Raw genomic sequence first — 21,384 nt, 5'->3', positions numbered from 1 at the left:
TGGCAAGCCCCCCGGTGCGCTATACGTTGAGAGTGGCAGGGAGCTCTCTCCCTGCCTCTGTCGTCCCCACCGGGGTCCGGGCAGGCCGCAGGCGTCGGGCACCCGCCACCCGCGCGGCAGAGGACGCCGCTCGGTCGGGGCGGCCCCGCGTCCTCACGCGCCCGCCCACGCCGCCAGCGTCGCGAAGTCCGCGTCCGTCAGACCGACGCGGTGGAGCAGCCGGCGTCCGTGGCAGTGGTCCGCCACCCAGCGCCGGTCGGTCTCCGTGATCTCGTCGTCCACCCAGACGAAGGGACGCCCGGCCGCCAGCTCCACGAGCGTGCGGGTCTTCCAGTGCAGACCACCCCGCCCGTCCTCGTCGTCCACGTCCTCGGGCCAGTCCACGACGGGCAGATCGGGGAGTCCGAGCCACGGCGCGACGACGAGGTTCGCCTCGGCCATCCAGGTCGTCGCCCACACCAACTCACACCCCAGCGCCTCCAGTCGTGGCCCGAACGCGGGGTTGATCCTCGACAGCAGCGGGTTGTCGACGTCCTTCGGCCGGCCGGAGGACGAGCGGTACACCGGGTACCCGTCCGGGTACTCCCGCGCCGTCGCCCCGAAAGGGATGAGGGGGCCGTCGACGTCGAGGAAGAGCAGCGGGCGGAGCTCCGGACCGTTCACGCCCGCACGATAGCCGCCCCGCCCGGTCCGGGCCCGTGAGCCGGACCGGGGAGAGGGCCGCCGCGCTGCTCCGGCTGCCCGGCCGCCCCTCCACCCCTGTCGCCGGCGCCCCGACGAGCCCAGGTGAACACTCGGGGAACGTTGCGGGACGTGCGGGCGGGCACTGCGGGAAACATGTCACCCCTCGGGATTCTGTTCCCATCCGTTCGATGAGTCGGTCGTAGCCTGACGCCGTCCGGTGGCCGCTCCGCCCCGGAGTTCCCTGATGAGGATGGTCGGATACGGATGCGCGGCGCGGACGGCGGATTGTCGATACCCCTACGGCAGCGGGTCACGGGCCGGCTGCAGGATCCCCTTCCCCCGCTCGCCGGGATCGAGGCGGTGACCACCACCGGCCTCCCGCAGCAGGGACCGGGCGGGGGCGGCAGGCACGCAGCCGCCCCCGCCCGGGCGGGCCGTCGGTTGTACGCCATCGACGGTATCCGCCTGGTCGCGGCCCTGATGGTGGCCGTCCACCACTACGCCGGCACCGCCCGCGTCGACCGGCCGGGCAACGTGATCTGGGGTCGCTCGGCCTCCGAGCTGATGCCGACGGTGTTCCGCTTCGCCTCGTACGGCTGGATCGGCGTCGAGATCTTCTTCGTGATCAGCGGCTTCGTGATCTGCATGTCGTGCTGGGGCAGGACCCCGAAGGACTTCTTCGTCTCGCGGGTGATCCGGCTCTACCCCGCCTACTGGGTCGCCATCATCCTCACCACCGGCTTCCTGGCGGCTGTCCCCGGCGTCTGGGAGCGGCTCAGGCTGCGCGAGGTCCTGATCAACTTCACCATGCTGCAGTCGGGTTCCGGGGTCCCCAACGTCGACGGCGTCTACTGGACCCTCTGGTCGGAGCTCCGCTTCTACCTGCTCTTCCTGCTCGTGGTCGCCACCGGACTGACCTACCGCAAAGTCGTGGTGTTCTGCTGCCTGTGGGGCGCCGTCGCGATGCTCGCGCCGGTCTCTCACTTCCCCCTGCTCGTCCTCGTCGCGCAGCCCGACGGCGCCTGGTACTTCATCGCCGGGCTCGCCCTCTACCTGATGCACCGGTTCGGACAGGACCTGCTGCTCTGGGGCATCCTGGCCATGGCCTGGCTGATGGGACAGCTGGAGCTGGGGCACCGTATCGACCTCGTCGAGCACGTCTCCAGCTGGCGCGGCAGCACGGTCGTCTTCACCGCGTTCCTGCTGCTCATGGTGGGCGTCTCCCTCGGCCTCACCGACCGCATCCGCTGGAAGTGGCTGGTCACCGCCGGCACGATGACGTACCCGCTCTACCTCGTGCACTACGCGATCGGCACCACCCTGATCAACCGGCTCCGGGACACCATGGACCCCCGGCTGCTGCTCGTGGCCCTCGTCGCCGGCTTCCTCGTCCTGGCCTACGTCATCCACCGCTTCGTGGAACGCCCGCTCGCCCGGCTGCTGAAGACGGGTCTGAACTCCGCCTTCGTCCGGCTGCGCACCGCCACGAACTGACCGGCTCCCCACCCGAGCCACCGGGTGCCCGGTCAGAACACGTCCGGGCACCACGGCCGGCGGGCCGTACGGAAGGTGTGGTCCGCCGTCGCCGCCGCCCCCGGACGGTTCTCCTCGATCCGGCCCAGGGCCACCAGCCGCTCCACCGACGCGTCACCGAGGCAGAGAGCGGCCAGCTCCTCCACCCCCAGCGTCAGATCGGCGCTCCGGGTGTCCGGCGCGCACACCGCGCCCTGTGGGGAGGCGTCCAGCCGGAAGACGCCTCCCGCGAGACCCGCCGGGTCCCGGACGTCGAGGACGAGCGACGCCTCCTGCCCGTACGTACGCGCGGCGAGCAGGCGCGCGGTGTCGAGCACCCGCACCCACAGCCAGTCGGCCTGGCTGACCACCCGGGCCGCGCGCGGGTCGGGCAGCAGCGAGGGGAGCAGGTCGTCGGGGGCGCGGTAGCCGGTGCGGACCGTGGTGATCCAGTCGATCGAGCAGACGAAGTGCCAGAGCGCCCGTTCGGCGGCCGGGGTGGCCGCGATCAGATCGGCCACGGTCGCCGTGTTCCGCGGCTGCTTGCGGTCGTCCCAGGTGTCGTCGGCGCGGTAGGTGACCAGACCTTCGGGCTCCCCGGAGGCGGACCGGCAGAGGGCGTAGAAGGGCTCGGTCCACTTGTCGGCCGCCGTGACACCCACGCCGGTGAGCAGGTCCCACCAGCGGGCGGGGCGGTCGACGACGCCGTGCCGGTGCGCCGCGAGCCGGGCGTGGATCTCCGGGCCCAGCTTCGTCACGTCCTCCGCCTCCACGAACTCGATCCGGCCGCCGTCGGCCCCGGCCGGTCCCACCGCGGGGACCGGCGCGCGGCGGTCGAGGCCGGAACGGAGGACGTCCACCTCCCACTCGGTGAGCGTGGTGGCGGGGCCGAAGCCGAAGCGGCCGTAGATCGGGTACTCGGCGGCGATCAGCGTGGCGGCCACCTCACCCCGCTCCTTCGCCGCCGCGAGGTCCCTCGCCATCATCCGGCGCAGCAGCCCCTGCCGGCGGTGCGTCCCGAGGACCGACACGGCGCTGATGGCGTTGGCCGCCACCCGCGCCCCGCCCGGGACGGTCAGCTCCTGGGCGAACGAGCGGAACGTCGCCACGCACCGGCCGCCCTCGAACGCGCCCTGCGCACGGGCGAGATCGACATGGGCCATCTTCTCCGCCACCTCCTGCGGAGTCTCCGGCACGGTCTGCAGGAACCCCCTCCGTACGGCCCGCAGCCAGGCGGGATAGTCGGTCGCGGTGAGGGTGCGTATGTCCAGGCTCATACGGCCACGCTAAGTGGCCGACCTCGCCGTGTCGCCCGGGTTTCCCGGCCGGGGCCGACCGCCGGGCCGGCCGGCCCCGCCGCCTCAGAACGCCGCCCGCACCTCTCCCACCTCCACCGCACCGCCCGTCAGGGGCGCCCGGCCGACGCGGGCGACGACGGGGGCGTCCACGCCGAGGAGTTCGAGGGCGCGGGCCAGCACCGGGCCGAGCGCGCGGGTCGAGCCGTCTTCGATCTTGAAGGCGAGTGCCCGGCCGTCCGCCAGGGCCAGCGCCTGCACCGCCTCGGCGCCCATCTTGGAGAGGGTGCCCGGCAGCTCCCGCATCAGCCAGGTGTCCGGACGCCGGGTGCCCGCCACGTACTCCGGGTGGGCACGCATGGCGTCCGCCACCCGCCGCTCCGCCGTACCGGGCTCTGCCAGGACGAAGGAGCGGAAGGCCCGCGCCAGACCGGTCAGCCCGATCGCCATCAGGGGTGCGCCGCAGCCGTCCGTACCGACCGAGGCGACCGGTTCGCCCGCCGCCTCCTCGATCACCCGGTGCACCAGGCGCTGGAGCGGGTGCGCCGGGTCGAGGTAGCTCGCCCGGTCCCAGCCGTTGAGCGCACAGACGGCGAGCATCGCCGCGTGCTTGCCCGAGCAGTTCATGGTGATCCGCTCCCGGACCCGCCCGGAGGCGAGGTACGCCTCCGCCTCCACCGGGTCCAGCGGCAGATCGGGCGGGGTCTGCAGGTCGGCGGGGGTCAGCCCGTGCTCGGCCAGCATCGTGGCGACGAGCGCGAGGTGGAAGTCCTCCCCGGAGTGGCTCGCGGCGGCGAGCGCCAGCCGCTCGCCGGAGAGGTCGAGGCCGGCCCGCAGGATCGCGGCGGCCTGCATCGGCTTGTTGGAGGAGCGGGGGAAGACGGGCGCCGCCGGATCGCCGAGGGCGTACTCCACGCTGCCGTCCGCCGCCAGGAGCACGAGCGAACCCCGGTGACGGCCTTCCAGGAAGCCGGACCGCACGACCTCGGCGAGCACCGGAGGAACGGCCGGGTCGGGCCCTTCGGAGCCGGAGGAGGGGACGGGGGCGTCGTTGCTGGTCATGAGGGCCTTCCGGGGGCGGGACCCGCTCCCGGAAGGATCACCTCAGGCGAGCAGATCGTCTACTTGTGCTTCTCCGTCACGGTACCTGCGGGCGATCTCCGCACCGCACTGGTCCGCCGTGCGCTGGAGCTGGTGACGGCGGCGCGAGACCTGCTTCTCGTAACCGACGAGCCGCCCCATCGCGGAGTGCAGCTCCTCGTCCGTACGCGCTTGGAGGTCGGAGAGCTCCACCTCGGCGAGCGTCTCGGCGGCGAGCCGGGCGTACTCGTCGCCGCGCGGTGTCCGGAGGGTGACGTGCCGGGCGGAGGTGCGGTGCCGCGACGGGGCGTCCGCGAGGATCTCCGGAAGCCGGTCCACCACCGGGGACTCCGGGGCCCGACGGCGTGCCAGCTCCGCCCGCAGGATGTCGATCCGCCCCTGGACCAGCCGGCGGACGTAGCTGAGGTCGGCCTCGTCGCGCTGGGCCTCCCGGCGCAGCGTCCGCAGCTCCGGAAGCCGGAGCCCGCCGAAGCCCGCCTGCGGCAGGACCGCGGCCAGCGCTTCGGGAAGCGGATGGCCGGCCCCCTGCTCGGGCACGGAACCCGCCGACGCGGCCAGCGGTGACCGGCCCGGAGCAGCGGTGCCCCCCGCCCCGGGGGCTCCTTCCGGTGCCGGTACGCTCCGCTGCACGGGCGGCCGCATGGTGGTGGGCGTCGTCGGTACGGCACCGGGAGATCGTCCCGTTCCATAGGTACTCATGCTGTTCCGTCCCCTCGGCCGGTGCGTCGGCACACCGACATCGTGCATCGTGCCACCCTGTACGGGGCCGACGCAGGGCTTCTGTACCCGTTCAGCCCAAGATAGGTTGGTCTGTATGCGTGCAGTGGTACAGAGAGTGGACGGCGCGAGCGTCTCCGTGTCCGAGGGCACCGAAGCTGCCCCGGAGACCGGAATCGTCGGCGAGATCATGGGCGAGGGCCTGTGCGTGCTGGTCGGAGTCACGCACGGGGACACCCCGGAGAAGGCGGCACAGCTCGCCCGGAAGCTCTGGTCGGTGCGCATCCTCGAAGGCGAGAAGTCCGCTTCCGACGTGAACGCACCGCTTCTGGTCATTTCGCAGTTCACCCTCTACGGGGACGCCCGGAAGGGGCGCCGGCCCACCTGGAACGCCGCCGCCCCCGGTGAGGTCGCCGAACCGCTGGTCGACGAGGTCGTGGCGCAGTTGCGCGCGCTCGGGGCACGGGTGGAGACGGGCCGGTTCGGAGCGGACATGCGCGTCACGCTCACCAACCACGGCCCGTTCACCGTGCTCATCGAGATCTGAGAACCCGCGCCCCCGCGGCAGGGGCCGCCCCCGGGCTGTCCCGGGGCCGTCCCCCGGGGCTGTCCCCGGGCCGTCCCGGGACTACGGCTCGACGATCGTCTCCTGCGCGGCGGCCGTGTCCCCGGCGAGCAGCTCCGCGTCGACCGCGACGTTCCGCTTGACCAGCGCGAGGGCGATCGGGCCGAGTTCGTGGTGGCGGGCCGACGTGGTGATGAATCCGAGCTGACGGCCCTCCGCCCCGTCCGAGGCCAGCCGGACCGGCGTCCCGTGACCGGGCAGGTGCACCTCGCTGCCGTCGAGGTGGAGGAAGACCAGCCGGCGCGGCGGCTTCCCCAGGTTGTGGACGCGCGCGACGGTCTCCTGCCCCCGGTAGCAGCCCTTCTGCAGATGGACGGCGGTGCCGATCCACCCCAGCTCGTGCGGGATGGTCCGGTGGTCGGTCTCGAAGCCGAGGCGCGGGCGGTGCGCCTCCACGCGCAGTGCCTCGTACGCGAGGATGCCCGCCGCCGGACCCAGCCCGGCGGTGTACGCCTCCAGGTCGGCGCGCGGCAGGAACACGTCCCGGCCGTGCGGCTCCTCGCGCACGGCCACGCCCTCGGGCACCTCGGCGATGGAACCGGCCGGCAGGTGCACGACGGCGAACTCCTCGGTGCGGTCGGCGACCTCCACCCGGTAGAAGAACTTCATCGACTCCAGGTACGCCACCAGGTCCGCCCGGGTCCCCGGTTCGACGTGCATCCACACCGTGGTGCCGTCGTCGACGAGGTACAGGGCGTGCTCGATGTGGCCGTTGGCGGAGAGGATCAGCGCCTCGGTGGCCCGGTTCGGCGCGAGATCGGTGACGTGCTGGGTGAGCAGCAGGTGCAGCCAGCTCAGCCGGTCGTCGCCGGTCACGGTGACGACCCCGCGGTGCGACAGGTCGGCGAACCCGGCACCGTCGGCGAGGGCGCGTTGCTCGCGGAACAGGTCACCGTAGTGCGCGGCGACACCTTCGTCGCGGCCTTCGGCGGGGACGGCGCCGGGCAGGGACAGCAGCGGGCTCTTCATGCGACCAGCGTACGGCGCACGCCCCGGGGACGTGGGGCCGGGAGCCCCGGCCTACGCGCCGGCGTCCTCGCGCTCCGCCACGGCCGTGCAGCGGCGGCACCGGCCGAAGATCGCGAAGTGCTTGAGGTCCGTCTCGAAGCCGAACGTCTCCCGCAGCTTGGCGGTGAAACCGGCCGCCACCTCGGTGTCCGCCTCTATGACGTCCGAGCAGTCGCGGCAGACCAGATGGATGTGGTGGTGGCGGTCGGCCAGGTGGTAGGTCGGGGCGCCGTGGCCGAGGTGGGCGTGGCTGACCAGCCCGAGCTCCTCCAGGAGTTCCAGGGTCCGGTACACCGTGGAGATGTTGACCCCGGACGCGGTCCGGCGCACCTCGCCGAGGATCTCGTCGGGCGTCGCGTGCTCCAGTGCGTCGACCGCCTCCAGCACGAGCTGTCGCTGCGGCGTGAGCCGGTAACCGCGCTGCCGGAGGTCGGTCTTCCAGTCGGTGCTCACCACGGGGCCAGTGTACGGCGCCCGCGCGCGGCGTCCCCTACTTGAAGAAGGCGATGCCGTCGTCGGGGAGGTCGCCGAGGCTCTTCGCCATCTCCTGGACCTCTTCCGCCGTGACGACCTTCTTGAGGTGCGCCGACATGTAGGGGCGCAGCTCGACGTCGGGGGTGGCCTTCTCGCCGACCCACATGAGGTCGCTGTTCACGTAACCGTAGAGGCGCTTGCCACCGCTGTACGGGCCGGAGGCGGCGGTGCGGGCGACGGCGTCGGTGACGACGTCGATCTGCGGCTTCTGCGCGGCCAGATCGCCGTACCAGACCTCGACCACGCCCTGGTCGCGGACCATGACGATCTCGACCTTGCGGTCCGCGTCGATGCGCCAGTAGCCGGACTCGGACTCCAGCGGCCGGACCTTGTTGCCCTCGGCGTCGAGCACCCAGGAGTGCGACACGTATTCGAGGAAGTCGCGGCCGTCGTGGCTGAAGGTGACTTCCTGGCCGAAGTTGCACTTCTCCTCGCCGGGGAAGTCGGCGACGCCCGCGCCGGCCCAGTTGCCCAGCAGGAATGCCAGCGGAACGAGGTCCCGGTGAAGGTCGGACGGAATCGAGATCATGAGCGGCTCAGACGATCTGTGAGGGAGGGGCGGAGGGGGACGAGGGTCAGCGCTGGCCCTGGTAGAGCTTCTTCACGGTCACCGCGGCGAAGGCGAGGACGCCGACGCAGACCAGGACCAGCAGGGTGGAGAAGAATGCCTCAAGCACGGGAGCTCCTCGTAACGAGCGAATGACGGCCATGGCGCCCATACAGGGCCGGGCCCCAGCCTAGTCGGTGAGGGCCCGGCTCTCTCGTTCAGGTCCGTGCGGTGCCGTGCGGCACCGCACGGGCTCTCAGCCCAGCAGCTGGTCCTGGAGGTTCAGCGTCTGCTGGAACGGCACCCTTGCCGCCTCCTCACCGCCGCCGCGGGAGTGCACGACGAGCGCGAGGACGTCCCCGGCGGTGACGTACGCGATGCGGACGTGCTCCTTCCCGTACGGCTCCGTCTCGGTGAAGACGGTGGGCAGGACGGTCTCCGGGAACGTGGTGTCCGGCCAGGACTCGTCGAGCTCCAGCTCGGTGACGCCGGCGGGCAGCACCGGCGCGAAGCCGACCGGGGACAGCTCGTCGGCGGTGTCGGTGGCGAGGGCCACCGAGTTGAACTGGAGCAGGCAGATCCGGGACGAGGTGCCGTCCGGCGGGCGGCACCACCGACGGCTGGACGGTATCGCCGGAATCGGTGTCTTTCGGTTCCAAAGGGCCCCCCATAAGAGACCTGAGGCGCGGGTTCCCTCACCAGCGCACCCAACTGACCCCCGGAGCACCGGAGGAGTCGCACGGCGGACGGTTACAGTTCGGCATATGCCGAAGAAGCTCGTGATCAAGGTGACCGCAGGGGCAGACTCCGCCGAGCGGTGCTCGCAGGCCTTCACGGTGGCGGCCGTCGCCGTCGCCAGCGGGGTGGAGGTCTCGCTCTGGCTGACCGGCGAATCCGCCTGGTTCGCCCTGCCCGGCCGCGCCGCCGACTTCGAGCTCCCGCACGCCGCACCGCTGCCCGACCTCATCGAGTCGATCATGGCGGGCGGCCGGATCACCCTCTGCACCCAGTGCGCGGCACGGCGGGACATCACGGAGCGGGACGTCCTGGAGGGCGTACGGATCGCGGGGGCGCAGGTGTTCGTCCAGGAGGCCATGGCCGACGGCGCCCAGGCGCTCGTCTACTGACGCACCGCCACCCGCCTCCCCGGACGGTCAACGGTCGTGCCGGCGCCGCTTCCTGGCGTCCAGCTCGTCCCACCACGCGTCGGACTCCGGGTCGCCGGACGGGTACTCGTCCCACCAACGGTCCTCGGGGCCGCGCCGGTTGGCGACCATCGCCGCGACCGGCGGGATGACCATGGCGACCACGCACATCCCGACGGCGACCGGCATCGACCACAGGCGCACGACGGCCCAGGCGGACACGAAGAGGACGACGCATCCGCCCATCAGCCAGAAGTAGCCGCGCCGGCGCCGGGCGTACATGACCCCAGGGTAGGCCGGAAGGGCCCGTTCCGGCCGCCCGGACCGCCGCCCGGGCGGTACGGGACCAGGGAGGTCCGGGCCGAGCGGAAGCCCGGGCGGCACCGGAGTCCGGGCGGCACCGGAGCCCGCGCGGCACGGAGCCGGGCAGCACGGAGGGCCGCACCCCTTCAGTCACAGGTGGCGTCCAACCCCCTGGGGTACGGCCCTCCGGCCCTGCCTCGTCGGTACGGCACCGGTTCGCGCCGGCGCCGCACCGATCGGCGGCTCATGTCGTTCAGACGGCGATGGCCACCTCGGAGAGGCCACCGGTCTGCGCGACGACGGTGCGGTCGGCGCTGCCGCCCGGAACCAGCGCGCGGACCGTCCAGGTCCCCTCGGCCGCGTAGAAACGGAACTGTCCGGTCGCCGAGGTCGGGACCTCGGCGGTGAACTCACCGGTCGAGTCCAGCAGACGGACGTAGCCGGTGACGGGCTCGCCGTCGCGGGTCACGCTGCCCTGGATCGTCGTCTCGCCGGGCTTGATGGTCGAGGCGTCGGGGCCGCCGGCCTGTGCTCCACACATGGTGTTCAGTCCTTCTGGGTCGGGAGTCCTGCGAATGGCGGGGTCGCGGCGGTTACTTGTTGGCGCCGAGCTCGATCGGCACGCCGACGAGGGAGCCGTACTCGGTCCACGAACCGTCGTAGTTCTTGACGTTCTCCTGGCCGAGCAGCTCGTGCAGGACGAACCAGGTCAGCGCGGAGCGCTCGCCGATGCGGCAGTACGCGATGGTGTCCTTCGACAGGTCGACCCGCTCACCCTCGTAGAGGGCCTTGAGCTCGTCGTCCGACTTGAAGGTGCCGTCGTCGTTGGCGTTCTTCGACCACGGGATGTTGCGGGCGCCGGGCACGTGGCCGGGGCGCTGCGACTGCTCCTGCGGGAGGTGTGCCGGGGCGAGCAGCTTGCCGCTGAACTCGTCGGGCGAGCGCACGTCGACCAGGTTCAGCGTGCCGATGGCCGCCACGACGTCGTCGCGGTAGGCGCGGATCGACTCGTCCTGGGCCTTGGCCTTGTACTCCGTGGCCGGACGCGCCGGGACGGCGTCGGTCAGGTCGCGGGAGTCGAGCTCCCACTTCTTGCGGCCACCGTCGAGGAGCTTGACGTTCTCGTGGCCGTAGAGCTTGAAGTACCAGTACGCGTAGGACGCGAACCAGTTGTTGTTGCCGCCGTAGAGGATCACCAGCGTGTCGTTGGCGATGCCCTTCTCCGACAGGAGCTTCTCGAAGCCGGCCTGGTCGACGAAGTCACGGCGGACCGGGTCCTGCAGGTCCTTCGTCCAGTCGATCCGGATGGCGTTCCTGATGTGGTTCTTCTCGTAGGCCGAGGTGTCCTCGTCGACCTCGACGATGGCGACCTGCGGGTCGTCGATGTGGGCCTCGACCCAGTCGGCGTCGACCAGTACGTCACTGCGGCTCATGTGTTCTCCTCCGGGGCAGTCTGCGGCGGTGATGTGCGGAGCGAGTGGTGCCGCGGGTACACGCGGACGCCGGGCGTGGGGCGTGTACCGGGGGCACGGGCCGGCCCCGACGGTTCAACGGTCGAGGGGCCGGACGGAAGCGGGACGGGAACGGAACGTCCTGCTCAGGCGGTACGACAGAGCATGGCGGCGACGCGGCACAGGTCTACTGCCCGCCGCTTCGTGAGGTCCGCCTGTCGTTCCATGGGTCCGATCGTAGGGAGCAGGAGGCGGGGATGTCACCGGCATGTCGGATGATGAGACGGTATCGTCCGCGATGCGAGACGACGAGAGCGGCCGACGGCCCCCACCCGGCCCGGGAACAGACCAGGACCGGTGGTCCATCTGCGGGACGGACACCCGGTCTCACCATCCGGTCCCATCCCGCTGCGGGGATCCGCCGGGGTCCGGTCGGGACCCGGCCGGGGTCCCGACCGGGCACCACAGCCCCGGGCGTCCCGGCCCCGCACGCCCCGGCCCCGTGCGTCCCGCTCGTGGGATCAGCCGGTGAGGGCGAGGTCACTGGCCTGCACGGAGATCTCCAGGCCCTCCGGCCGCGCCTCGATCTTCCTCAGCACCACGCCGTCCGGCAGCCCGCCGACACTGCGCTCGAAGTCCGTACGGGTCCGCACCAGCCCTTCCAGGCCGGGGATGCCCTCACCGGGCACCGCGTCCGCGCGGACGCGGACGGTGCGGCCGTCGACGAGGGTGACCGAGGAGATGACGCTGCGGGTGAGGTCGTTGCCGAGGACCTGGACGGTGCCCGTGACCTTGACCTTGCCGTTGTCGGCGTACTGCACGGTGACGCCGTCGTCGGCGGCGGCCGTCAGGTCCGCGTAGCTGACCAGCGCGGTGCCCGTGACGAGACCGGCCCGGGCGCTGGAGTACCCCTCGCCGATGACCACCCGGTCGAGTTCGGCCCGCAGTTCGCTGATCCGGATGGTGCGGTCGCCGCTGCCGGCCCGGATGCCCTTCAGCGTGACGTCGACGCGGTCGAGCTCCCGGCCCGCGATCTGGGTGAGGAAGGGGAAGCCGTGGATCGACACGTCGGTCGAGGCGGCCGTCGCGCCACTGATCTTGACGCGGTCCGCCGCCTCCTTCTCGCCGAAGTGGACGGCGGCGCGGTCGACGGCCACGAACAGGCCCCCCAGCACCACCACGACGATCAGCAGTATTCGCAGTGCGCGCATGCCCGTTCCTCTCTCACTCCCACCGACGGAATCCGGGCCCCCCGAGAGCCGTGGACGGCTACGGAAGGCCCGGAGTGGGCGACGAAGCGGGACACCCGGTCGGTTCCCGGAACGGTCAGCCGATCATCCGGCCGACCAGATAGACGGCGGGTGCCGCGGCGGTCAACGGCAGGGCCACCCCGGCCGTCATGTGGACGAACCGGGACGGGTAGTCGTAGCTGGCCGCCCGCAGGCCCACGAGCGCACAGCCACCCGCCGCGAGGCCGAGCAGGGCCGCGCCCACCCCGCCCGGACCGGCGAGGCCGCCCCCCACCGCGCCCGCCGCCGCGGCCGCGACCACGGAGACGGGACCGGGCAGCGGCAACGCGCGGACCAGTACGGCCACGGCGACCGCGATCCCGCCCACGACCACCGCGTCCGGATCGGCCGCGAGGTGCCCGCCGGCCAGGACGGCCAGGGCCGCCGAGACGACGGTGGCCATCAACCCGTACATCCGCTCGTCGGCCCCCGCGTGGCTCCGCAGCTGGAGCACGAGGGTGAGCAGGACCCAGACGCCGAGCGTCCCGAGGAGAGCGGCCGGTCCGTGCTCCCGACCGGCGGCGAGCAGCGCGACGTCCGCGACGAACCCGCCGAGGAAGGCGAGCGCGATGCCCTGCCGGGCCGGCCACATGCCGTTGAGCCGGAACCATCCGGCCGCGGTGACCGCCTGCAGCAGTACCAGCGGCACGGCCAGCGCGTACGGACCGAGCGCGGCCCCGGCCGCGAGCAGCAGGCCGAGCACGGCGGTCAGGGCGGCGGGCCGCATGCCCGGCGCGATGATCGGCGACCGGCCCTCGGCGCGGGCGCGCTGGGCGTCGGTGATCCGGGTGTTGCCGAGCGTGGTGGGCACGCCGTACCCGTCCGCGCCGGACTGCGGCGCGCCGGGTACGCCCCCCGGCCCCACCGGTACGGACGCGGCGGGCCGCTCCGGAGCGGGCGCGGGCGCCACCGGCACCTCGGGCGGCAGCGGGTACGACCCCGAGTGCCCCGGCGCCCCACCGACCGGCGGCAGGAAGGCGGTCTCCGCCGCGTCGGGCACGACCTGCTGCGGCCCCTGCTGCGGGGCGTACGCCTGGTGCGGCTGCCCGTACGCCTGCTGGGGCTGGAGCGGCTGGTGGTACACCTGCTGCGGCTGCTGCGGCTGCCCGTACGCCTGCTGCGGCTCGCCGTACGCCTGCGCGGGCTGTCGCGGCTCGCCGTACGCCTGCGCGGGCTGCTGCGGCCGCTCGTAGCCGCTGGGCGGGTACTGCGCGTGTGGCTGGGCCGCCTGCGGGGGCCGCCCGTACCCCTGGGGCTGCTGCGGCTGTCCGTACCCCTGGGACTGCTGCTGCGGCTGGCCGTATCCCTGGGGCTGCTGCTGTCCGTACGCCTGCGCCTGCTGCGGCGCGTACTGCTGCGGCTGCCCGTACTGCGGCTGCTGCTGGTCCTGAACCGGCTGCCGGCCCTGCGCGGGCGGCTGGACCACGGGCTGGTACCGGGTGTCCCAGGTCTGCCCCTGCCAGGTCTGCGTGGCGCTCTGGTCGTCGTACCCCGGGGCCTGTCCCGGGGCCTGCTGACCAGCCGTGTACGGGGCGTGGTGGCCGTCCCCGTAGCCCTGCTGCCGCCCCTGCGCCGGGGCTCCGGCCGGGTCGTTCGGGTACGGCCGGTCCGGGTACGCGTGCTCGGGGTACGGGTCGCCGTCGCGGTACGCGTACGGCTCCCGGCCCTGCGGCCGGGGGCCGCCCGGGTCCCTGTTCTGTGCGTTGCTCATCGTCTCCGGTTCACCCTCCTGCGAACGGCGGGAGCACCTCGACCGTGCCGCCCTCGGCAAGGCGTACCGTCTCATGGTTCCGCTTGCCGACCGGATCGCCGTCGACCAGGAACGAGCACCTCATGAGGACCCGCACCAGCTCTCCGGGGTGCCGTCGGCGTGCGGCGTCCAGCGCCTGCGCCAGTGTCGTCGCCGCGTACGGCTCCTCGGCCGTCCCCGCGGCGGCCTTGGCCGCGGCCCAGTAGCGGATCGTGCCCGCCGCCATGGCGGCACCCCTCTCGTCGTCCGTCCGTCGTTCCGTCACACGCTCGTGCGTGTCGCACGCACGAGCCCGCTCGCCCGCGCCGGTCGTCCCGGCGCGCTGTCCATGATGGGTCACCCGCCGACCGCCCAGGCGGCCATCCGCCCGAGCAGCGCCTCGTCGGCCGCGTTCTCGGCGTGTCCCATGCCCCGCTCCAGCCACAGTTCGGCCGCACCCCCGGCCGCGTCCGCCAGCATCCGGGGGTGGTCCAGCGGGAAGTACGGGTCGCGATCGCCGTGCACCACCAGCAGCGGGGCGGGGGCGATCAGCGGGACCGCCTCCACCGGGGAGAGGGGCACCGGGTCCCAGTCCTCGTCGTGGATGCGGGTACCCAGTCCGTACCGTCCCACCAGCCGGCCGGTGGGACGGGTGACCACCCAGTGCAGCCGGCGCATCGACGCGGTGCCCCGGTAGTACCAGCGGGCCGGGGAGCTGACCGAGATCACCCCGTCGACGTGGGCGGGCCCCGCGCCGGGCCCGCCGACCCGGCCGGCGGATTTCACCACCCCCCGAACGGCCCCCTCATTCGCTACGGATTCTTTCGTATACAGAGCGGCCTGCCGCAGGACCACGGAGCCGCCCATGGAGAACCCGACCGTAACGATTCTGCGGTGTCCCAGGGACCGCGCCCAGGCCACCGCGGCGGCCAGATCCAGGACCTCGCGATCCCCCACGGTGGACTTTCCGCCGGACTTTCCGTGCCCCCGAAAGGAGAAGGTCACCACCGCCGCACGCTGCGAGAACACCCCTGCGGCGCGCCGCACCGCCGGCCGGTCGAGAGCCCCGGTGAAACCGTGGGCGACCACGATCGCGGTCTGCTCCCCGACCCCGTCCCCGCCGGACCCGGCACCGGCCGTACACGGTTCGTACACCGCCTCCACCGGCACCCCGTCATCGGTGAGCAATGTGGCCCGGTGCGGGGTTCGCGTGATCAAGGGAACAGAAGAACTCACGAATCGACCCTCGGAGAGTGAACTCATGTGGGCTATTCTGCTGCGAAGAGGATCCGGGCAGAGCAGCCCCCGGATCCTTTTGTGCTTTCCGCGCGTTGTTACGGAGACGTTTCAACAAGCTCAGCGACCCCAGGGCGCGGGGCCGCACCCGTAAAACCTGTATGACGAATGCCGCAGGGCCCCGTCGTACAGGAGCGCAACCGTACGAAGTGATGCCGCATCTCCCCCGGGTCCGACCCGGGAGTGCCCCTCTCGCAGGGAACGAGGAGGACCGACGTAATGGGCGAGCGAAACGTGCACCACGATCGACCGACGACCGAGGCAGGTGAGCGGCGATGAGCTCACTGCTGCTCCTGACGAATGCCCTTCAACCGTCGACGGAGGTGCTCCCCGCCCTCGGTCTTCTGCTCCACAGCGTGCGGGTGGCCCCCGCCGAAGGACCCGCTCTCGTCGACACCCCCGGTGCCGACGTCATCCTGGTCGACGGGCGGCGCGACCTCCCGCAGGTCCGCTCCCTCTGCCAGTTGCTCCGCTCCACCGGGCCCGGCTGTCCGCTGATCCTGGTCGTCACCGAGGGCGGCCTCGCGGCCGTCACCGCCGACTGGGGCATCGACGACGTCCTGCTGGACACGGCGGGACCGGCCGAGGTCGAGGCCCGGCTCCGGCTCGCCACCGGCCGCCAGCAGATCACCGCCGACGACTCCCCCATGGAGATCCGCAACGGTGACCTCTCCGTGGACGAGGCGACCTACAGCGCGAAGCTGAAGGGCCGGGTCCTCGACCTGACCTTCAAGGAGTTCGAACTGCTCAAGTACCTCGCGCAGCACCCTGGCCGGGTCTTCACCCGCGCCCAGCTGCTGCAGGAGGTCTGGGGGTACGACTACTTCGGCGGTACGCGCACGGTCGACGTGCACGTACGGCGACTGCGCGCCAAGCTCGGCCCGGAGCACGAGGCGCTCATCGGGACGGTCCGCAACGTCGGCTACCGCTTCGTCGCCCCGGAGAAGGCCGACCGGTCCGGCGAGAACCGGAAGAAGGCGGCCGCGGACGCGGCGGCCCGGGAGTCCGCCCCCGCGGAGCCGGCCGCTGCGGCGGAGGTCACCGAAGAAGCCGTGGTCGAGCCGGTCAAGAGGTAGTTCCATCCGCGTAGACTGCCGCGCGTGGCCAAGGTGACGCGGGACGATGTGGCACGACTGGCGGGTACGTCGACCGCTGTCGTCAGCTACGTCATCAACAACGGACCCAGGCCGGTCGCCCCGGCCACGCGCGAGCGGGTACTCGCCGCCATCAAGGAGCTGGGCTACCGGCCCGACCGGGTTGCCCAGGCGATGGCGTCGAGGCGGACCGACCTCATAGGGATGATCGTGCCGGACGCCCGGCAGGCGTTCTTCGCGGAGATGGCGCACGCCGTCGAACAGGCCGCCGCCGAGCGCGGGAAGATGGTCCTCGTCGGCAACTCCGACTACCGCGACGAGCGCGAGGTCCACTACCTCCGGGCGTTCCTCGGCATGCGGGTCTCCGGTCTGATCCTGGTCAGCCAGGGCCCCAGCGAGCGGGCCGCCGCCGAGATCGAGGCGTGGGACGCCCGGGTCGTGCTGCTCCACGAGCGGCCCGAGGCGATCGACGACGTCGCGGTGGTCACCGACGACGTCGGCGGCGCCCAACTCGCCACCCGCCACCTGCTGGAACACGGCTACGCCTACGTCGCCTGCCTCGGCGGCATGGAGTCGACCCCGTCCGTCGGCGACCCGGTCGCCGACCACGTCGAGGGGTGGCGCCGGGCGATGCACGAGTCCGGCCGCTCCACCGAGGGCCGCCTCTTCCAGGCCCCGTACAACCGTTACGACGCCTACCAGGTGGCCCTGGGACTCCTCGCCGGCCCCGACCGGCCGCCCGCCATCTTCTGCACCACCGACGACCAGGCCATCGGGGTGCTGCGGGCGGCGCGCGAGCTGCGCATCGACGTGCCCGGTGAGCTGGCGGTCGCGGGCTTCGACGACGTGAAGGAAGCCGGGCTCACCGACCCGCCGCTGACCACGGTCTTCTCGGACCGCCCGGCGATGGCGCGGGCGGCGGTGGACCTGGTGCTGGACGACTCGCTGCGGGTCTCCGGCTCCCGCCGGGAACGCCTGAAGCAGTTCCCGTCCGCCCTGGTGGTCCGCCGCTCCTGCGGCTGCGGGGAACCCTCACCGCACACGCCGTAGCACTCCCGGCACCCCCGGCCGCCGGCGGACGAGAGCCCCGGAAGGGCCTCGAAAACGTGCTCCGCGGGGTTCTGCCGGGCTTCTCAGCGGGGACTCAGCCTCTTCTCATCTTCCCCGGACACGCTTTCCCCATGACTGAGAACCCCCGCCCGAGCGGCGAGTACCCGACGTTTCCCCCGTACGGCAACGACGCGTACGGCACCGAGTCGCACCCCGCGGAAAGCCCCGCCGGGACCCCCGTCACCGCCCCCTCCGGCAGCGGCGCGTACCCGCCTCCCCCGGCGTACGAGCCGGTGCGACCGGTCGCCCTGGACTCCCGGACCACGGTGTGGCCGGGCGGCGGGGACGGCGGCGGCGCAGGGTTCACGGACTTCCCCGGGTACGCCGGTCACCCGGCCCCCGCACCCCTCCCGGCGAGGCCGGCGCGGAAGGCGAGGCGTCCCTACGCACTGCTCGCGGCGGTCGCCATCGCGGCGGCCGCGATCGGCGGCGGCACCGCCACCCTGGTCGGCGAACTCGCCGACGGCGGCACCGGCACCACCAGCGCGAGCAGCGTCGTCAGCGGCACCACCGTCTCCACCGGCAGCGCGGGGACCGTCGCCGGCGTCGCGGCGGCCGTCTCCCCCGCGATCGTCGAGATCGGCGCCACCTCCACGGCGGGTGACTCCACCGGCTCGGGCGTCGTCATCACCTCGGACGGCGAGATCGTCACCAACAACCACGTGATCACCGGCGCCTCGCAGATCGAGGTGACCCTCTCCACCGGCAAGAGCTACACCGCGAAGGTGGTCGGCACCGACGCGGACAAGGACCTCGCCCTCATCAAGCTGGAGAACGCCACCGGCCTCAGGACGGCCACCCTCGGCGACTCCGGCGACGTCGCGGTCGGCGACCAGGTCGTGGCGATCGGTTCGCCCGAGGGCCTGACCGGCACCGTCACCAGCGGCATCATCTCCGCCCTGGACCGGGACGTCACCGTCGCCAAGGAGGAGAGCGGTTCGACCGGCTCCGGCGGCGCGGACGGCTTCGGCGGAGACGGCAGCGGGAACCAGGGCGGCAGCGGCGGACAGCAGTGGCCGTTCGAGTTCGGCGGCCGGCAGTTCAACGGCGACACCGGCTCCAGCACCACCACCTACAAGGCCCTGCAGACCGACGCCTCCCTCAACCCGGGCAACTCCGGCGGCGCGCTGATCAACATGGACGGCGAGATCGTCGGCATCAACTCGGCGATGTACTCCCCCGCCTCGTCGAGCAGCACCGGCAGCTCCGGTGCGGGCAGCGTCGGCCTCGGCTTCGCGATCCCGGTCGACACCGTCAAGGCCGACCTGGACACCCTGCGCGCGGGCGACGGTTCCTGACCGCCTCCGCCGACGGTCGCCGCCGTGTCCCCCGGTCCGCCCGCCCGGCGTGCGAGGCTGAGAACATCCGCACGACACCCCGACCCCGAGGTCCGCACCGAGAAGAGGACGCCGAGCGATGAGCCCCGCCGAAGACGATCCGCAGCGCATCCTGATCGTCGACGACGAACCCGCCGTACGCGAGGCGCTCCGGCGCAGCCTCGCGTTCGAGGGGTACGCCACCGAGGTCGCGGTCGACGGATACGACGCCCTCACCAAGGCCGAGGCGTACCACCCCGACCTCATCGTGCTGGACATCCAGATGCCCCGGATGGACGGCCTCACCGCCGCACGCCGCATCCGGGCCACCGGGACCACCACGCCCATCCTGATGCTCACCGCCCGCGACACCGTGGGCGACCGGGTCACCGGTCTCGACGCGGGCGCCGACGACTACCTCGTCAAGCCCTTCGAACTCGACGAGCTCTTCGCCCGCATCCGCGCCCTGCTGCGCCGCAGCCACTACGCGTCGGCGGCGAACACGGACATCGCCGACGACGACGTGCTCTCCTTCGCCGACCTGCGCATGGACCTCGCCACCCGCGAGGTCACCCGGGGCACCCGCCCCGTCGAGCTGACCCGCACCGAGTTCACCCTGCTGGAGATGTTCCTCGCGCACCCGCGTCAGGTCCTCACCCGTGAACAGATCCTCAAGGCCGTCTGGGGCTTCGACTTCGAGCCCAGCTCCAACTCCCTGGACGTGTACGTGATGTACCTGCGCCGGAAGACCGAGGCCGGTGGCGAACCCCGCCTCGTGCACACCGTGCGCGGGGTGGGGTACGCCCTGCGCTCCGGCGGTGAGGGGTGAGGCGCCTGGTACGCCGGCTCCGCTCCCTGCCGCTCCGGTCCCGCCTCGCCCTGCTGGTCGCCCTCGCGGTGGCCGTCGCGGTCGCGGCGGTCGCGGTGGCCTGCTGGTTCGTCACCAAGCAGCAGCTGGAACACCGCATGGACGAGTCGCTGCGCGGCTCCCGGCTGAGCGACAACTCCGTGGCCGGTCTGGTCGCCTCCTGCAACGGTGGCGGCCAGCAGCAGATGCCGCCCTTCGTCGGGGGCGTCTTCGTCCAGCTCATCGATGCGAGCGGCGCCGTCTGCGCTGCGGACGACTCCGCCGAGCTCCCGGTCACCGACGCCGACATCGCGGTGGCCGAGGGCCGGGAGCGGGATGCCCTGCACACCGAGACCGCCGAGAACGGCGTCCGCATGCGGGTCTACACCTACCACCTGCTGACCCGGCCCCCCACCGACGCGGCGGCCACCATCGGCCGCCCGATGAGCGAAGTGACGGACCCGCTCTCCGCGCTCGCCTGGCTGCTGCTCGCCGTCTCCGGGCTCGGCGTCGTCGGCGCGGGAGCGGCCGGTACGTGGGTCGCCCGCTCAGGCCTGCGCCCGGTGGACGAACTGACCCTGGCCGTCGAGCACGTGGCCCGCACCGAGGACCTGACCGTCCGCATCCCGGTGGAGGGCGAGGACGAGATCGCCCGGCTGTCCCGCTCCTTCAACTCGATGACCGCCTCGCTCGCCACCTCCCGCGACCGCCAGTCGCAGCTGATCGCCGACGCCGGCCACGAACTGCGCACCCCGCTGACCTCGTTGCGGACCAACATCGAGCTGCTGGCCAGGAGCGAGGAGACCGGCCGGGCCATTCCGCCGGACGACCGCAAGGCCCTGATGGCCTCCGTCACCGCCCAGATGACGGAGCTGGCCGCCCTCATCGGCGACCTCCAGGAACTCGCCCGCCCGGACGCCGCCCAGCCCGGACCGCTGGAGGTGGTGGGCCTCCACGACATCACCCGTACCGCTCTGCGACGCGCCCGGCTCCGGGGCCCCGAGCTGACCATCACCGCCGAACTGGCCCCCTGGTACGTACGCGGCGAACCGGCCGCGCTCCAGCGGGCGATCGTCAACGTCCTCGACAACGCGGTGAAGTTCAGCCCGGCCCGGGGCACCATCGACGTCACCCTCGACCGGGGCGAGTTGACGGTACGCGACCACGGGCCCGGCATCCCCGCCGAGGACCTCCCGCACGTCTTCGAACGCTTCTGGCGCTCCCCCTCCGCCCGGCAACTCCCCGGCTCCGGGCTCGGCCTGTCCATCGTGGCCCGCTCGATCCAGCAGTCCGGCGGCGAGGTCTCCCTCCGTCCGGCAGCGGACGGCGACGGCACGGAGGCCGTCATCCGCCTCCCCGGGGCGCCCCAGCCCCCTCCCGGGATCGGCTGCTGACCGCCTCCTCCGCCGCAGCGGAGAGGCCCGCCGGGCCGCACGAGGACGGCGGCACTCTCTCGGTGTCCGCACCGTCACGACGGCCCCGGACGCAGGCGGGACGGAGCCGGCCGGATTCGAACCGGCGTCCTCCCACATGTGGTGAAGGCGCGACAACCGCTGCGCTACGAGCCCCGTCCCACCCGGAATCGTACGGCCCCCCGAACCCCTCCGCCTCCGGGTATCCGGGCGGGGAAGGGCTCGGTGCGTGTCCGGTCCGCGGTCGGTCAGCGGTCGCCGCTCCCGGGCGTCGGGTCCCGGCCCGCGGCCCCACCTGCGGCGTGCGCCGCCGCGCTCCCCGGGCGGGAGCACGGCGGTCAGGATCTCCTCCCTCCGGGCGCGCCCCCT

Annotated in this window: 23 protein-coding genes and 1 tRNA gene; 8 read left to right on the top strand and 16 right to left on the bottom strand. The window is 72.8% G+C overall.

Features of this window, described 5'->3' with window-relative positions; all coding sequences use genetic code 11:
• Positions 1-153: 153 nt before the first annotated feature.
• On the bottom strand, positions 154-663 hold the full coding sequence (locus PZB77_RS17080) for an HAD domain-containing protein (protein WP_275493462.1): 510 nt from the start codon (positions 661-663) through the stop codon (positions 154-156).
• A gap of 285 nt (positions 664-948) precedes the next feature.
• Between PZB77_RS17080 and PZB77_RS17075 the strand changes: the two genes are divergently transcribed.
• Entirely contained in the window at positions 949-2,178 is a 1,230-nt protein-coding gene (locus PZB77_RS17075; RefSeq protein ID WP_275493461.1) for an acyltransferase, read from the top strand.
• Positions 2,179-2,210: 32 nt separating this feature from the next.
• Here PZB77_RS17075 and PZB77_RS17070 read toward each other — a convergent pair whose 3' ends face one another.
• The 3 genes from PZB77_RS17070 to PZB77_RS17060 form a co-directional block, all read right to left on the bottom strand.
• Positions 2,211-3,473, bottom strand: coding sequence for a GNAT family N-acetyltransferase (locus tag PZB77_RS17070; protein WP_275493460.1), 1,263 nt, complete (start codon positions 3,471-3,473; stop codon positions 2,211-2,213).
• A gap of 84 nt (positions 3,474-3,557) precedes the next feature.
• A complete protein-coding gene (locus tag PZB77_RS17065; RefSeq protein WP_275493459.1) occupies positions 3,558-4,553 on the bottom strand; it encodes an asparaginase in 996 nt (331 codons plus the stop codon).
• Positions 4,554-4,595: 42 nt separating this feature from the next.
• Complete coding sequence (locus PZB77_RS17060) at positions 4,596-5,291, bottom strand: ABC transporter substrate-binding protein (RefSeq protein ID WP_275493458.1); 696 nt, start codon at positions 5,289-5,291, stop codon at positions 4,596-4,598.
• 115 nt (positions 5,292-5,406) lie between these two features.
• Here PZB77_RS17060 and dtd point away from each other — a divergent pair, with 115 nt between their 5' ends.
• Positions 5,407-5,856, top strand: coding sequence for a D-aminoacyl-tRNA deacylase (gene dtd, locus PZB77_RS17055; protein ID WP_275493457.1), 450 nt, complete (start codon positions 5,407-5,409; stop codon positions 5,854-5,856).
• 81 nt (positions 5,857-5,937) lie between these two features.
• Here the strand turns inward: dtd and PZB77_RS17050 are convergent, their stop codons facing one another.
• The 4 genes from PZB77_RS17050 to PZB77_RS17035 all read right to left on the bottom strand — a co-directional run bounded on the left by PZB77_RS17050 (position 5,938) and on the right by PZB77_RS17035 (position 8,579).
• Positions 5,938-6,903 carry a glycine cleavage T C-terminal barrel domain-containing protein gene (locus PZB77_RS17050; protein WP_275493456.1) on the bottom strand — a complete coding sequence of 322 codons (966 nt, stop codon included), beginning with the start codon at positions 6,901-6,903 and terminating at the stop codon, positions 5,938-5,940.
• 51 nt (positions 6,904-6,954) lie between these two features.
• On the bottom strand, positions 6,955-7,398 hold the full coding sequence (locus PZB77_RS17045; protein WP_275493455.1) for a transcriptional repressor: 444 nt from the start codon (positions 7,396-7,398) through the stop codon (positions 6,955-6,957).
• A gap of 34 nt (positions 7,399-7,432) precedes the next feature.
• Complete coding sequence (locus PZB77_RS17040) at positions 7,433-8,005, bottom strand: FABP family protein (RefSeq protein ID WP_275493454.1); 573 nt, start codon at positions 8,003-8,005, stop codon at positions 7,433-7,435.
• 274 nt (positions 8,006-8,279) lie between these two features.
• The gene (locus PZB77_RS17035; protein ID WP_275493453.1) at positions 8,280-8,579 is read right to left on the bottom strand and encodes a hypothetical protein; all 300 of its coding nucleotides are present in this window, start codon (positions 8,577-8,579) and stop codon (positions 8,280-8,282) included.
• A gap of 208 nt (positions 8,580-8,787) precedes the next feature.
• On the opposite strand from PZB77_RS17035, the gene PZB77_RS17030 reads away from it, so the two are divergent.
• Positions 8,788-9,150 (top strand): DsrE family protein, encoded by a 363-nt coding sequence (locus tag PZB77_RS17030; protein ID WP_275493452.1) that lies wholly within the window; start codon positions 8,788-8,790, stop codon positions 9,148-9,150.
• Between the two features lie 27 nt (positions 9,151-9,177).
• On the opposite strand, the gene PZB77_RS17025 is transcribed toward PZB77_RS17030, so the two are convergent.
• From PZB77_RS17025 to PZB77_RS16995, 7 genes are all read right to left on the bottom strand, one after another.
• Complete coding sequence (locus PZB77_RS17025) at positions 9,178-9,450, bottom strand: DUF3099 domain-containing protein (protein ID WP_275493451.1); 273 nt, start codon at positions 9,448-9,450, stop codon at positions 9,178-9,180.
• A gap of 274 nt (positions 9,451-9,724) precedes the next feature.
• Positions 9,725-10,012 (bottom strand): DUF1416 domain-containing protein, encoded by a 288-nt coding sequence (locus PZB77_RS17020; RefSeq protein WP_030590573.1) that lies wholly within the window; start codon positions 10,010-10,012, stop codon positions 9,725-9,727.
• Positions 10,013-10,064: 52 nt separating this feature from the next.
• A complete protein-coding gene (locus tag PZB77_RS17015) occupies positions 10,065-10,904 on the bottom strand; it encodes a sulfurtransferase (protein ID WP_275493450.1) in 840 nt (279 codons plus the stop codon).
• Between the two features lie 539 nt (positions 10,905-11,443).
• On the bottom strand, positions 11,444-12,133 hold the full coding sequence (locus PZB77_RS17010; RefSeq protein WP_275493449.1) for a DUF2993 domain-containing protein: 690 nt from the start codon (positions 12,131-12,133) through the stop codon (positions 11,444-11,446).
• Positions 12,134-12,248: 115 nt separating this feature from the next.
• Complete coding sequence (locus PZB77_RS17005; protein ID WP_275493448.1) at positions 12,249-13,922, bottom strand: hypothetical protein; 1,674 nt, start codon at positions 13,920-13,922, stop codon at positions 12,249-12,251.
• A 10-nt stretch (positions 13,923-13,932) separates the two neighbouring features.
• A complete protein-coding gene (locus PZB77_RS17000; RefSeq protein WP_275496093.1) occupies positions 13,933-14,187 on the bottom strand; it encodes a MoaD/ThiS family protein in 255 nt (84 codons plus the stop codon).
• Positions 14,188-14,297: 110 nt separating this feature from the next.
• Positions 14,298-15,203, bottom strand: coding sequence for an alpha/beta fold hydrolase (locus PZB77_RS16995; protein ID WP_275493447.1), 906 nt, complete (start codon positions 15,201-15,203; stop codon positions 14,298-14,300).
• 308 nt (positions 15,204-15,511) lie between these two features.
• On the opposite strand from PZB77_RS16995, the gene PZB77_RS16990 reads away from it, so the two are divergent.
• The 5 genes from PZB77_RS16990 (at position 15,512) to PZB77_RS16970 (ending at position 20,997) form a co-directional block, all read left to right on the top strand.
• Complete coding sequence (locus PZB77_RS16990) at positions 15,512-16,312, top strand: response regulator transcription factor (RefSeq protein ID WP_275493446.1); 801 nt, start codon at positions 15,512-15,514, stop codon at positions 16,310-16,312.
• A 24-nt stretch (positions 16,313-16,336) separates the two neighbouring features.
• Positions 16,337-17,380, top strand: coding sequence for a LacI family DNA-binding transcriptional regulator (locus PZB77_RS16985; RefSeq protein WP_275493445.1), 1,044 nt, complete (start codon positions 16,337-16,339; stop codon positions 17,378-17,380).
• A gap of 131 nt (positions 17,381-17,511) precedes the next feature.
• Positions 17,512-18,738: a trypsin-like peptidase domain-containing protein gene (locus PZB77_RS16980; protein ID WP_275493444.1), complete on the top strand. Its 1,227-nt coding sequence runs from the start codon at positions 17,512-17,514 to the stop codon at positions 18,736-18,738.
• A gap of 118 nt (positions 18,739-18,856) precedes the next feature.
• Positions 18,857-19,585 carry a response regulator transcription factor gene (locus PZB77_RS16975; RefSeq protein WP_275493443.1) on the top strand — a complete coding sequence of 243 codons (729 nt, stop codon included), beginning with the start codon at positions 18,857-18,859 and terminating at the stop codon, positions 19,583-19,585.
• Positions 19,582-20,997: a HAMP domain-containing sensor histidine kinase gene (locus PZB77_RS16970; protein ID WP_275493442.1), complete on the top strand. Its 1,416-nt coding sequence runs from the start codon at positions 19,582-19,584 to the stop codon at positions 20,995-20,997. Before PZB77_RS16975 ends, PZB77_RS16970 begins: the two co-directional genes overlap by 4 nt.
• 101 nt (positions 20,998-21,098) lie before the next feature.
• On the opposite strand, the gene PZB77_RS16965 is transcribed toward PZB77_RS16970, so the two are convergent.
• Positions 21,099-21,172 (bottom strand) — tRNA-Val (locus tag PZB77_RS16965).
• Between the last annotated feature and the right edge of the window lie 212 nt (positions 21,173-21,384).

The sequence above is a fragment of the Streptomyces sp. AM 2-1-1 genome (assembly GCF_029167645.1).
GTDB lineage: Bacteria > Actinomycetota > Actinomycetes > Streptomycetales > Streptomycetaceae > Streptomyces.
The sequence above is the reverse complement of the archived record's forward strand: the minus strand, read 5'-3'. Positions and strand labels throughout refer to the sequence as shown.

What these genes read in the sequence shown, in the direction of transcription:
- PZB77_RS17000 (WP_275496093.1), bottom strand. Translation starts at nt 14,187, where the DNA reads ATGGCGGCGGGCACGATCCGCTACTGGGCCGCGGCCAAGGCCGCCGCG.
- PZB77_RS16980 (WP_275493444.1), top strand. Translation starts at nt 17,512, where the DNA reads ATGACTGAGAACCCCCGCCCGAGCGGCGAGTACCCGACGTTTCCCCCG.
- PZB77_RS17010 (WP_275493449.1), bottom strand. Translation starts at nt 12,133, where the DNA reads ATGCGCGCACTGCGAATACTGCTGATCGTCGTGGTGGTGCTGGGGGGC.
- PZB77_RS17005 (WP_275493448.1), bottom strand. Translation starts at nt 13,922, where the DNA reads ATGAGCAACGCACAGAACAGGGACCCGGGCGGCCCCCGGCCGCAGGGC.
- PZB77_RS17020 (WP_030590573.1), bottom strand. Translation starts at nt 10,012, where the DNA reads ATGTGTGGAGCACAGGCCGGCGGCCCCGACGCCTCGACCATCAAGCCC.
- PZB77_RS16990 (WP_275493446.1), top strand. Translation starts at nt 15,512, where the DNA reads ATGAGCTCACTGCTGCTCCTGACGAATGCCCTTCAACCGTCGACGGAG.
- PZB77_RS17065 (WP_275493459.1), bottom strand. Translation starts at nt 4,553, where the DNA reads ATGACCAGCAACGACGCCCCCGTCCCCTCCTCCGGCTCCGAAGGGCCC.
- dtd (WP_275493457.1), top strand. Translation starts at nt 5,407, where the DNA reads ATGCGTGCAGTGGTACAGAGAGTGGACGGCGCGAGCGTCTCCGTGTCC.
- PZB77_RS16995 (WP_275493447.1), bottom strand. Translation starts at nt 15,203, where the DNA reads ATGAGTTCACTCTCCGAGGGTCGATTCGTGAGTTCTTCTGTTCCCTTG.
- PZB77_RS17030 (WP_275493452.1), top strand. Translation starts at nt 8,788, where the DNA reads ATGCCGAAGAAGCTCGTGATCAAGGTGACCGCAGGGGCAGACTCCGCC.
- PZB77_RS17070 (WP_275493460.1), bottom strand. Translation starts at nt 3,473, where the DNA reads ATGAGCCTGGACATACGCACCCTCACCGCGACCGACTATCCCGCCTGG.
- PZB77_RS17050 (WP_275493456.1), bottom strand. Translation starts at nt 6,903, where the DNA reads ATGAAGAGCCCGCTGCTGTCCCTGCCCGGCGCCGTCCCCGCCGAAGGC.
- PZB77_RS16975 (WP_275493443.1), top strand. Translation starts at nt 18,857, where the DNA reads ATGAGCCCCGCCGAAGACGATCCGCAGCGCATCCTGATCGTCGACGAC.
- PZB77_RS17075 (WP_275493461.1), top strand. Translation starts at nt 949, where the DNA reads ATGCGCGGCGCGGACGGCGGATTGTCGATACCCCTACGGCAGCGGGTC.
- PZB77_RS17060 (WP_275493458.1), bottom strand. Translation starts at nt 5,291, where the DNA reads ATGAGTACCTATGGAACGGGACGATCTCCCGGTGCCGTACCGACGACG.
- PZB77_RS17015 (WP_275493450.1), bottom strand. Translation starts at nt 10,904, where the DNA reads ATGAGCCGCAGTGACGTACTGGTCGACGCCGACTGGGTCGAGGCCCAC.
- PZB77_RS17040 (WP_275493454.1), bottom strand. Translation starts at nt 8,005, where the DNA reads ATGATCTCGATTCCGTCCGACCTTCACCGGGACCTCGTTCCGCTGGCA.
- PZB77_RS17025 (WP_275493451.1), bottom strand. Translation starts at nt 9,450, where the DNA reads ATGTACGCCCGGCGCCGGCGCGGCTACTTCTGGCTGATGGGCGGATGC.